This window comes from Terriglobia bacterium, from assembly GCA_036496425.1.
GTDB lineage: Bacteria > Acidobacteriota > Terriglobia > 20CM-2-55-15 > 20CM-2-55-15 > 20CM-2-55-15.
The window spans coordinates 1-11,683 of the sequence record DASXLG010000094.1; the positions used below are offsets into that span (position 1 = coordinate 1).

Genomic DNA, 11,683 nt, shown 5'->3' on the forward strand with positions numbered 1-11,683 from the left:
GCGTGACCTGCCATAACACGCGGCTGAAGACTGGCGGCTTGGCGTTGGACGGCAGGGTGGATCGCCTGGACCTCCAATCCGCCGGGGAGGACGCACAAGTCTGGGAGAAGGCCCTGCGTAAGCTGCGCGGGCATCAGATGCCGCCCCCAGGCAGTCCCCAGCCGCCGCAGAAGGATGTCGAGTCGTTCGTCGCCTGGATGGAGAACGCTCTGGACTCCGCGGCCGGCGCCGGGGATATCCGCGAACGCGCAAGCGCAGAGGCGCGCAGCCTCAAACCAAATCCGAAGGCCGGCTATGTGCCTGTCCAGCGCCTGAACCGCACCGAGTATGCCGCGTCGGTGAAAGCTCTGGTGGGCGTGGACGTAAACCCGAAGGAAGTTCTGCCGCAGGACATCCAGGTGGAGGGCTTCGACAATATTGCGGACGCCTTGAGCGTATCTCCCGCGTTCCTCGAGCAGTATGTTACCGCGGCGCGGCACATCGCTCAACTCGCCGTGGCCAATCCCAATCCTCGCGTCTCCAGCGTGAAGTACTCGATCGCGGCCAACCAGAATCCGGACGACCCTCCGCCTCCAGGCACGCGCGGCGGCATAAAGTTCAAACACAACTTCCCGGCCGACGGCGAGTATCGCATCACCATCAATGACCTTGAGGTCGGCCCGTACAGCAATTCCCTGGAGCGTGAGAACACGGTGGTCATCATGATTGATGGCCGGATCGTATTTCGCAAGTCCATCGGCGGTGCGGCGGATCTATCTCTGGCCGATCGCAAGGCTGGAACCGGCCGCGCTCAAATCATGGAGCGTTTCTCAAAGATTCCCGTACCGGTGAAAGCGGGGGTGCACGACGTTGTCGTGGCCTTCGTCGACCGCTCCCATGTAGAGACCAGCGAAAACCTCGAAAAGCTGCAAGGCTACGGCGGATTGACTGGCGGCGCGGCCGCCCCCGACCGCATGGCCCATCTGCTCGACGGCGTCGTGATTGCCGGACCGTTCAACCCCACAGGCGTGTCGATGACTCCCAGCCGTGCCCTGATCTTTGTCTGCGATCCGAAAAAAGTCCCCGAGCCGGCCTGCGCCAGACAAATCGCGGAAAACCTGGCGCGACGGGCATTCCGTCGGCCGGTCACGACGGAGGATTTGAACCGGCTCATGCCATTTTACGACGAGGAACGACGCGGAGCGCAAGCCCGACAGGGCGCAGCCTCAAATAATGACCGCGGGACCTTCGACCAGGGAATCGAGCAGATCGTAGCCGCGGTGCTGGTCAGCCCCCAGTTTCTGTATCGCAGCATTCGCGGACCCAACAAGGGCTCCGCGCCCGATAGCGAGTTCGCTCTCACCGATCTGGAACTCGCTTCACGGCTTTCCTTCTTCCTGTGGAACACCGGCCCGGACGAGGAGCTATTGACGCTCGCCTCGGCCAATGGGTTGACCCGTCCGGGCATTCGCGAAGCGCAAGGGCGACAGCCCGCAGCCTCAATTTTAGAAAAGCAGGTGAGACGCATGCTTGCCGATCCCCGGGCCTCCAGCCTGGTCACCAGTTTCGCCATGAAGTGGCTGAATCTCACCACTCTGGATCAAGTCGCCCCCGACCCGAAGCTGTTCCCTGCCTTCGACGAGCAACTGCGGCGCGATTTTTCGACGGAAGCGGAAGCCTTCATCGGCAGCATCTTCTCGGAGGACCGCAGCGTTGTGGAACTGTTGACGGCCGACCACACGTTCGTAAACGAACGGCTGGCGCGCCACTACGGCATTCCCGGCGTTGTCGGACCGCAATTCCGCAGGGTCACGCTGACGGACCAACAACGATTCGGCTTGCTGGGCAAGGGCGCGGTATTACTCCGTACTTCGTATGGCGACCGCACGTCTCCGGTATTGCGTGGAGCGTGGGTGCTCGACAAGCTGATGGGCACTCCGCCGACGCCTCCCCCGCCCGATACCGCAACCGACCTCTCACAAAAAGCCGGCGAGCAGCCCAAGACGGTCCGGGCGCGCCTCGAGCAGCATCGCGACAAAGCGAGTTGCCGGATGTGCCACGGCGTGATCGATCCGACCGGGCTGGCTTTGGAGAATTTCGACGCGATCGGGCAATGGCGGACAATGGATAGCCAGGCCAACGCTCCGATCGATGCCAGCACGGTCCTGCCGACCGGAGTCGCGATCAACGGTGTCGCGGAACTGCGGGCGCAGCTGGTCGCGCGTCCGGAAGTGTTCGCGCGGACCGTGACGGAGAGATTGCTGATGTATGCGGTCAACCGACAGCTGGAATATTTCGATATGCCTCAAGTTCGCGCCATCGTTCGGGCAGCCGCGAAAGACAACTACAAGCTGTCTGCGATCATATTGGGAATCGTCAATAGCGAGGCATTCCGGAGGCAAGGTGCAGAAGTTGTCACGAAGTAGTGTTGTTCTTAATTACCGTACCGTACGGTATCCGTGGGCTAACTCCTCTCCTCACAGATACGAGGTGGTCGAGATGCCGCAACATTTCAGAATGCATCCAAGGAGATAAACATGTTCCTCACGAGGAAGCATCTTTCCCGCAGAGCAGTACTCAAGGCCGCCGGAGTCACGTTGGGGCTGCCGTTTCTTGATGCGATGGTGCCTGCGGGAACGGCTCTTGCCCAAACCGCGGCGGTTCCCAAGCTGCGGACGGGCTTCTTCTATATTCCTCACGGCGCCATTATGGGGAACACGTCGCATGGCCCGGCATTGGATAAGTGGACGCCGTCGGGCGCCGGCGCCGATTTCAAGCTCAGTCCGATCCTGGCAGCGCTGGAGCCGTACAAGAAGTATGTTTCGTCTTTCGGGGGACTCGAGAATGCCGCCACGGCGGGTTCGGTTCATTCGTTTACTCCCGCCACATGGCTCAGCGCCACTCGTCCGGATACCGGCGCTCCACGCGCGCATATGGCCACGACTCTCGACCAGGTGATCGCGAAAATCATCGGCCAGGAGACGCCCCTGCCATCGCTCGAAGTCGCCTCCGAAACCACCATGCAGTCTGCGGCGGGTAGCGGCGGATACTATTCCACGCTGTCTTTCCGCGACGCGGAATCGCCCTTGCCGATGGAGCCGAATCCGCGAAAGGTCTTTCTGCAGTTGTTTGGCGAGGGCGACACGCCGCAGGAGCGCGCGGCCATCAGCAAACGCACGAACAGCTTGCTGGATCTGATCATGGACGGCACAAAGAGCCTGAAAGCCGACCTCGGCAGCAGGGACAAGGCCGTTCTCGACGGATATCTCGAAAGCGTTCGCGAGATCGAGCGGCGTACGCAGAAGGCGGGGGCAAAAGATCTGTCCGCACTCAAAATTCCCGAAGCTCCGGTGGGAGAACTGGACTCCTTCCCCGAACAGGTGAAGTTGATGTTCGACTTGATCGCCCTCGCTTATCAGGCGGACCTGACGCGTGTGGCTTCCTACATCATGGTGGCGGAAGGCACCATCCGGACTTACAACCACATCGGTGTTCCGGATTCCTTCCATCCCGTGTCGCACCACGCCAACGATCTGGAGAGAATCAACAAGCTGGTCAAAATCCAAACCTGGCACCTTGAGCAGTTCGCGGAATTCGTCAAGAAGATGGCGGAAACACCTGACGGCCAGGGAACGCTGCTCGATCACTCGATCTTCCTGTACGGATCGAACATGAGCAACAGCGATCGGCATGACAACTACCCGGAGCCGAACATATTGGTCGGTGGCGGCAACGGCAAGATGAAACTCGGCGGCCAGCATATCGTGCTGCCGGGGCGCACCCCGATCGCGAATCTCCACCTGACGCTGCTTCAGAAGGTCGGGGTGGAGCGCGACAAGTTCGGCGACAGCACCGGCACGATCGCGGGGGTTTAGGAGGGGCATTGCACAAACGGTACTCGTGGCGACCCCCTGCCGCTTCGCGGCTCTCCCCCTGTATCAGGGGGAGAGTTTTTAAACTGTCCAACTGTCCCCCTTACAAAGGGGGGACAGGCCGGCGAAGCCGGTCAGGGGGTCAGGCACGAGCCATGTTAAGAAGGGAAGAGACAAAGTGAATCGCAGGGAAGTCTTGAAGGGCGCCGTTGGGGTGTTCACGATGTGGACATCCTCCCGCGTTCTCAACGCGCAACAGGCACCTGGCGGCGTCCACCGTTTGACGGACAAGATGGCGGTGCTGGATGGCGGCGGAAGCAATGTGCTGGCTTGTTCCACCGCTGAAGGACTGGTGCTGGTCGACGGCGGCGCTCCGAAGTCCGGCGGCCAGGTGATGGCGGCGCTGAACGCTCTGGCCCCGGGCGCCAAAGTGCAAACGCTCTTCAATACGCATTATCACAGCGATCAGACCGGCAACAATGAGGTGTTCTCGGCGGCGGGAGCGAAAATCATCGCGCACAAGCACACCCTGGAGTGGATGTCGTCCGACCACTGGGTCGCCGCCGAAGAGCGCTATGAAACAGCCCGTCCGAAAGCTGCGCGTCCCAGCGAGACGTTTCTGACCAACGGTTCCCTGAAAACGGGCGGCGAGCAGATCGACTACGGCTATCTGACTCTGGCCCACACGAACGGCGACATTTACGTCTTCTTCAGGAATTCGAATGTTCTTGCGGTGGGCGACGTCGCCTCGCCACTGCGCGATCCGGCGCTCGATTATTACACCGGAGCGTGGATCGGAGGCCGCGTGGATGCGATGGATATTGTCCTGAAGCTCGCCGCAAATGAACAAACGCGAATCGTGCCCGCCTACGGGCCCGTTATGTCGAAAGCGGAATTCAAGGCGGAGCGGGACATGATGGAAGAGGTTCGGGACCGCCTGTTCAAACAGGTTCGGGAAGGCGACGGTCCCAAGGACATGCTGGACGAAGGCGTTCTGAAAGGCCTCGCGCGAACCTGGCAAGATCCGTCCAAGTTCCTGTATGACGCGGCCAAGGGTTGCTGGGCGCACCATGACAAACTGGGCCCCAATGTGGTTTAGGTATGCAAAAAGGGAAGCAACCACAAGAAGCAAGAAAGGCGCAAGAAGAGCCGCGCCTTTCTTGCGCCTTTTGTGCTTTTTGTGGTTCCTTCCGCTTTTCTTAGGAGATCCAACGTGAAGGGTTTCATTCTCGCCGTTTTCTGTATGACTGCTGTCGTCGGACCGGCCTTAGGCGCGCCGCCTGAAACGACGTCCCTCGCAGGTCTCATTCAAGCCGGAAACCGCAAGACGGCGCTCGATCGGATTCGCACCGGCGGAGCGGATGTGAACGAAGCGCAACCGGACGGCACCCGCCCGATCCACTGGGCGGTCTACCGGGTGGACTATGAGGTGCTCGACGCGCTGATCGCGAAGAAGGCGAAAGTGGATGTCACCAATGAGTTCGGGTCCACACCGCTCGCCGAGGCTGTCAAGCTGGCCGATGCCCGGATGGTGAAGACGCTGCTGGGTGCCGGAGCGCCCGTTGAGGGCGCGAATCAGGACGGCGAGACTGCCTTAATGCTGGCGATTAAAACGGCGGAACTGCCCATCGTCGAAATGCTGGTCAAAGCCGGCGCCAATGTGAACACGGTTGAGAAGTTTCAAAACCAAACGCCTTTGATGTGGGCTGCCGCCGCTCCAAAAAATGCGGCCGAGATGGTAAAGCTGCTCCTTTCCAAAGGCGCCGACGTCAAGCCTCGCGCGCTCTATACCGACTGGCCGAACCAGATTTCCTCGGAGCCCCGCGCTCAGTATCGTCCCGTCGGGGGACTGACCGCGCTGTTGTATGCCGCCCGCAACGGCTGCTATGACTGCGTCGAGTCGCTGCTCGGGGCCGGTGCCGACGTCAATGTGCCGTCGCCGGAAGGCGTCACTCCGCTGATGGTCGCCTTAGATAACGATCATAATGATGTCGCCAGACTGTTGCTGGATCGTGGAGCGAATCCAACTATCTCGGATTGGTGGGGACGCACGGCCCTCTACATCACTATCGATAGAAAGGAATCTGCCGGCGGCGGGCGAGGTGGAGCGGGAGGCCGCGGAGGTGGTGTCCGCGGAGGTGCTGGTGGAGGTGGTGGCCGTGGGTCTGCCGCAGCTTCTCGCGGCTCGGGTCCGGCTGTTTCCGGCCGCGAAGCGCAAGCGCGACAGCGCGAAGCCTCAAGTGGCGAAGCGCAAGCGCGACAGCGCGAAGCCTCAAATATGGACATCGTCAACACGCTGTTGGCCGCGGATGTCGATCCCAATCCGGAGCTCAATATGCATCGCCCCAGCCGGGGCGGCAATAGCGGACGCTTTGCGGAAGAACAATTGAACACGGGATGCACGCCTTTGTTTCGCGCAACCCAGGCCGGCGACATGGAAGTCATTCGAGCTCTTCTGGCCAGGGGCGCCAACCCCAACATCAATGCCATGGGCTTCACGCCGTTCCTGCTGGCGGCCGGCGTTGATCCGGGTGGCCGCGGAGGCGGCGGTGCGCCGAACACCACGCTTCTGGACCTGATGATCCAACACGGCGCCGATGTGAATGCTCAGGTCACCGGCACGAGGACCTATTCCATGCGGATCTCCTACCATCCTCCTCCGGACAAAGAAGGTGCGTCGGCTCTCCACGAGGCGGTGCAGGCGGGCCGGACGGACCTGGTTCGTTACCTTCTGGAGAAGGGAGCCAGTCCCGAGCTCGTCGATGCCAACGGCAAGAAGCCGATCGATCTGGTTGCCGCCGGCGGCAATGGCGGCAATGGCGGAGGCCGAGGCCGAGGCGGAGCTCCGCCGCCTGATGCTGCAGGGGGCAACAGTGCCGCGCGCGGAGCCGGAGGTCGTGGAGGCGCTGGGGGTGGAGGCGTCAACCCGGCGGCTGCAGCCGAGATTCGAGCGATGCTGCAAACCGCGGCGTCGAAGAAGTAATTTGCTAACGATCATGATCCAGCCGGATTGCCCTCGCCTCATAGTTGCCGCGATATGCCCGCGATAAGTATCCTGCTTTCTATCACTTAATAAACTTCCGTTCCGCTGTGAAGATCTCCGGCCGTTTAGCCGATAAAACGCTCGCGGGGAGGCATATGCGGATCGCCTGGCGAAATCTGGCGCACGACAAAGTTCGATTCATTGTCACGATCATCGGGGTCGCTTTTTCAGTCTTCCTGACCATCTTTCAGGGCAGCCTGCTGGCGGGGTTTATTCGGGCTGCATCCAAGAACATCGATGCGACGGACGGGGATATCTGGCTGACCGCTCGCGGTTTGAATTGCTTTGAATTTGCCACTTCCTTGCCATCGCGATACGTGGAGATCTCGCGCGGCATCCCGGGAGTACATGAAGCGCGCCGGATCGTGGCCGGTTATGCGAATTGGCGGAAGCCGTCGGGTTCATCCCAGCTCGTATTTCTGATCGGTGCCGATGCGGGCATCGGACATGATTTCCCGCTGCCGCTCCTCCATAGTGCCCGGCCGGCAATTTCTCCGGAAACGGTGACGATCGACGCCACCGACGCGAAACTGCTGGAAGTGTCGTCATTACCGGCGGACCTGGAGATCAATAACCTGAGGGCTACCGTGGCCAAGGCGGCCGACGGATTCGGATCATTTTTTGGCGCGCCCTACGTTTATACCGGTTACGCCGACGCTGCGAGGTACCTGCAAGTGCCCCCCGAGAACGTTTCGTTCATCGTGCTGCGAATATCGCCCCGGAATTCTCCTTCTGTGGTGAAGCGTGAACTGCAACGGCGCCTGCCCGACATCGATGTCTGGACCCGGGAGGAATTCTCGGCCCATTCACAGACATTCTGGGTTCTGCAGACCGGCGCCGGCGGAGCGATTCTGGTCGCGGCGATACTGGGCTTCGTGGTGGGTTTTGTCGTCGTGTCGCAGAACATGTACGCCATGACGATGGAGAAGCTCGAGGAGTTTGCCACCTTGAAAGCGCTCGGCGCCTCGCCCTGGTATGTCCGCCGTATCGTGCTGCAGCAGGCGCTCATCAGCGGCTTCGCAGGATCGTTGATCGGCGTCTTGCTGACGCTTCCGGGCGTAGCTGCAACGCAAAGAACGATTTCATGGATCTATATGCCATGGTGGCTGCCATATGCCATGGGTTCGACGGGCCTGCTCATGTCTGCGCTCGCCTCGCTGGCCGCGCTCCGAAGAGCTTTGTCGATAGATCCTGCGCGGGTGTTCCGTGCTTAACTCGATCCAGGTGGAAAACGTCACGGTCGGATACATGGCCGGCCGCAGCCGTCAGGTTGCGCTCGACGATATCTCGCTTGTTCTCCATCCCAACGAATTTACTTTGATCATGGGACCTTCCGGCAGCGGCAAAACGACATTGCTTTCTATTCTGGGATGCCTGCTGACGCCGGATGCCGGCCGGGTCACAATGCTCGGTCAGGATGTCGGAAGTCTCCGTGACAAGCAAAAGACCAGGTTCCGGCGCAATCACGTAGGGTTCATTTTTCAGGCGTTCCGGCTCCTTAGTTCTTTGACGGCATTGGAAAATGTGCTCGTCGCGATGGATATTCAGGGTGTCCGCGGTCACCATGCGCGTGAGCTGGCTTTGGAAGGGCTTGCAGCCGTCGGATTATCCGGGAAGAAACACCTGAGGCCCGACCAATTGAGTGGAGGCGAAAAACAGCGAGTTGCGATCGCGAGGGCAATTGCGGCGGATGTCCCGATCATCCTGGCGGATGAGCCCACAGCTTCCCTCGATGCCGCTTCGGGAAAACAGGTCATCGAACTGCTTGCGGCTCTGGCGCAGAAGCCGAACCGGTTTGTTGTGATGGTCAGTCACGATTATCGCTGGAAACATTACGCCGGCCGCATCGTTACCCTCGAAGACGGCAACCTCGCCGCAGATGAAAGGATCACCAGTGAGAGTGTCAATTAGAGAGGCGGCAATCGCCGTCATCGCAGGGATCCTTCTATCGGCGGCCGGTGCGTTCTGGATGCTGAAAACCCAGCGGGTCATAGCGTTTACACCGGCACCAACGTCGACACCCGCGGTCTATCACGACAAAACCGATCCCGACAAACCGGTTTATCGCGACCAGGCCGTGAATCACGGCGACGCGATCTTCGCAGCGCAAGGCCGCATCGAAGGATTGCACGAAGCGGTTCAGGTCGGATCTGCTGTCACCGGTGTGCTGGACCAAATGCTATATCACGAGGGTGACTTCGTCGAAAAAGGACGAGTCCTCGCTCACATCGATTGCCGGCCTACGGAATCCGAGCGAATGGTGGCTCGCGCCGAACTGGACGCGACCGCGGCCGGCCACCAACGTCTCTTACGCGGGAGCCGGACGGAAGAGCGGTTGGAGGCTGAGGCGAATACGGCTGCGGCCGCGGACACGATGGAGCGCGCGAAGCAGCATTTCGAGAGACTCGACTCCTTATTGAAAAAAACCTCGGAGACGCCGGAGAACCGCGATCAGGCGTTACGCGATTTTCAGGTTGCGGTCGAGCAGCACAAAGCTGCGGCACAGCGCGAGCATCTCGTCAAGGCCGGCCCACTGCCGGAAGAAATTGCCAAGTCCGAGGCGCAGGTACGCGCTGCGCAGAGCCACCTGGATCAACTGGAACGGCAACTGGATCTTTGCGTGGTCAGAGCTCCGGTTTCCGGCACCGTGCTCCGCGTCTTCAAGCATGTCGGTGAGGCCTACAGTACCGTCTTCCCGGAACCGATCCTGAGCCTCGACGACACTTCCGGCTTTCGAGTTCGCGCCGAAGTGGACGAGCGTGACATCAATCGCGTTTTCGCCGGGCAGAAAGCGGAAATCACCGCCGATGCTTTCGACGGCAAATCGGTCGCCGGCCGCGTTGAAGTGATTGGAGCAGAAATGGGAAGGAAGAAGGCGCGAAGCGCCGATCCCGCGGAAAGAAGCGACCGCGACATTCTGGAAGTCCTCATCACCTTGGACGGCACGGACCTGAAGCTCGTTCCCGAGTTGCGCGTCACCGTCCAGTTCTTCCCAAAACCGTAGCGCATTGGCGGCATAGAGTGCCGTCCAACCAACCACCTGACGCGAACGCTAGAAATTTCAGCGTTCTCTCTTTCGCAGCCACGTGGCGATATTCGCAACCGTATCCTCATAGAAGACCCGGTAGAGTTCATTTGAGACGTATCCGATGTGTGGTGTCGTAATCACATTGTCCAACTGCCGTAACGCGTGATCTCGGGGGAGTGGCTCGATATCAAAAACGTCGATAGCTGCGCCCGCGATGTGACGGTTGCCGAGCGCCTCGACGAGGGCCGCCTCGTCAACGATCGGACCTCTTGAGGTGTTCACGAGCCGGGATGATGGTTTCATCAGGCCAAGTTCGGACCTTCCCACCAGACCTTTCGTTCGACGGCTGAGGACCAGATGGATCGTTAGAATATCGGCTTCCCGAAAGAGTTCCTGCCTGGAAACCCAGCGCGCGCCGCGCTGCTGCGCTTTTTCCGCGTCAAGGTTCTCGCTCCATGCGATGACGTCCATTCCGAAGGCTTGTGCAATATGCGCAACCTCAGACCCGATATTGCCGAGGCCAAGAATTCCCAGGACCTTGCCTCGAATTCCATCTCCAACGGTTCGCTGCCAGCCGCCCGAACGGACGGACGCCGTCTCAGTGATGAGATTCCGTGCGCTTGCAAGAATGAGGGCCCAGGTCAACTCTACTGTTGAGCTCGAGTCGTATCTCGTGTGCATCACATCGATCTTGTAATCTGCCGCCGCGGCGAGATCGATCGATGCATTTCGTGGACCCGTTGAGGCGATCAACTTCAGCCGTGGCAGATGTGCGAGGATATCGCGAGGCAGTGGCGTCCGCTCGCGCATGACGCAAACTACATCGAAAGGTGCAAGCCGGTTGATGACTTCGTTGAAATCCGCGAGATGATCGCTGAAAACCGTCAGCGTTGCACGATCTGCGAGCGATGACCAGTCGGCCAGTTTGAGCGCAACATTCTGGTAGTCATCGAGGATAGCAATCTGGAGCATATCCATATCAGCTTCAAGTTGGATCAGGTTACCCCTTAACCGACAGCCCGGCGCAAGAGATTTTCAACTTTGAGCTCCAGATTCCTCGCAACGGCAAGACCTATTGAACCGTGGTCTGGTTCAGCCACTGTATGCGTTGAACCGTAGTGGTGACGTTTGTGGCCTGCGCGCCACCCTGGGTAACCGTGGTGCTTGGAAACCAGGGCGGTGCAAACCCCGGCCTGTTCGTATAGCGTCTGTCGAAATAGACATTCTCGACCGCCATGCATGCGCCGTAAATCGAATTCTGAACCTGGCCGCCCACGTTATTGAAGGTATTTACGCAAGCCCCGGTGTTGAGAAAGCCGCCTGTTCCGCCGTTGGAAATTGTCGCGATGCTGCCGTCCACCTGGATGTTTGACCAGTCAGTCGAGACGTGGGTATTGAAGTTTCCGGTCAGTGTGAAGATTCCCAGAACCTGATTCCTGTCATTACCGGGAATCAAGGTATCGACGGGCGAGCCGGCGCAACAGGCAGGATTGGTGCCCGGAATAATTTGATTCTGGGTTGTCGTCACCGGCTCCGTCTTGTAAAGCACATCACCGGTCGCCGTGATGTCGTTCTTCGCAGTGATCGTGAGCTGCGTTCCATCTTGAATGGCGCCCTGGCCGGGGCCCGGACCGCTCAGGCTCGTAATGGCGCCATTAACGTAAAGCATGGTCCCAGGCATGTTGGTGATCATATTCATCGGAACCGAGCAAATATTGGTAGTCGTGGATCCGGATACTGCGGTAGTCGTGCCGACCGTAC

General features: G+C 59.9%; 9 protein-coding genes. 7 read left to right on the forward strand and 2 right to left on the reverse strand.

Going from position 1 to position 11,683, the window contains the following annotated elements:
• The 7 genes from VGK48_06900 to VGK48_06930 all read left to right on the forward strand — a co-directional run.
• Positions 1-2,405 (forward strand): DUF1592 domain-containing protein (locus VGK48_06900; protein ID HEY2380898.1); only part of this gene is annotated, 2,405 nt, incomplete at its 5' end.
• Positions 2,406-2,516: 111 nt separating this feature from the next.
• Positions 2,517-3,854: a DUF1552 domain-containing protein gene (locus VGK48_06905; protein HEY2380899.1), complete on the forward strand. Its 1,338-nt coding sequence runs from the start codon at positions 2,517-2,519 to the stop codon at positions 3,852-3,854.
• A 175-nt stretch (positions 3,855-4,029) separates the two neighbouring features.
• Positions 4,030-4,950, forward strand: coding sequence for an MBL fold metallo-hydrolase (locus VGK48_06910; GenBank protein HEY2380900.1), 921 nt, complete (start codon positions 4,030-4,032; stop codon positions 4,948-4,950).
• Between the two features lie 114 nt (positions 4,951-5,064).
• A complete protein-coding gene (locus VGK48_06915; GenBank protein ID HEY2380901.1) occupies positions 5,065-6,834 on the forward strand; it encodes an ankyrin repeat domain-containing protein in 1,770 nt (589 codons plus the stop codon).
• 155 nt (positions 6,835-6,989) lie between these two features.
• Positions 6,990-8,108, forward strand: a complete 1,119-nt coding sequence (locus VGK48_06920; protein ID HEY2380902.1) for an FtsX-like permease family protein — start codon at positions 6,990-6,992, stop codon at positions 8,106-8,108.
• Positions 8,101-8,805, forward strand: a complete 705-nt coding sequence (locus VGK48_06925) for an ABC transporter ATP-binding protein (protein ID HEY2380903.1) — start codon at positions 8,101-8,103, stop codon at positions 8,803-8,805. The genes VGK48_06920 and VGK48_06925 overlap by 8 nt, the downstream gene beginning before the upstream one ends.
• Positions 8,789-9,898 carry an HlyD family efflux transporter periplasmic adaptor subunit gene (locus tag VGK48_06930; protein ID HEY2380904.1) on the forward strand — a complete coding sequence of 370 codons (1,110 nt, stop codon included), beginning with the start codon at positions 8,789-8,791 and terminating at the stop codon, positions 9,896-9,898. The genes VGK48_06925 and VGK48_06930 overlap by 17 nt, the downstream gene beginning before the upstream one ends.
• Positions 9,899-9,955: 57 nt before the next feature.
• Here the strand turns inward: VGK48_06930 and VGK48_06935 are convergent, their stop codons facing one another.
• Both VGK48_06935 and VGK48_06940 read right to left on the reverse strand, forming a co-directional pair.
• Complete coding sequence (locus tag VGK48_06935) at positions 9,956-10,894, reverse strand: D-2-hydroxyacid dehydrogenase family protein (GenBank protein HEY2380905.1); 939 nt, start codon at positions 10,892-10,894, stop codon at positions 9,956-9,958.
• A gap of 100 nt (positions 10,895-10,994) precedes the next feature.
• The coding region (locus VGK48_06940) for a hypothetical protein (protein HEY2380906.1) at positions 10,995-11,683 on the reverse strand (689 nt) is incomplete at its 5' end.

Bases quoted from the DNA above. Each gene is read 5' to 3' on its own strand.
- VGK48_06905 (HEY2380899.1), top strand. From the start codon at position 2,517: ATGTTCCTCACGAGGAAGCATCTTTCCCGCAGAGCAGTACTCAAGGCC.
- VGK48_06935 (HEY2380905.1), bottom strand. From the start codon at position 10,894: ATGCTCCAGATTGCTATCCTCGATGACTACCAGAATGTTGCGCTCAAA.
- VGK48_06920 (HEY2380902.1), top strand. From the start codon at position 6,990: ATGCGGATCGCCTGGCGAAATCTGGCGCACGACAAAGTTCGATTCATT.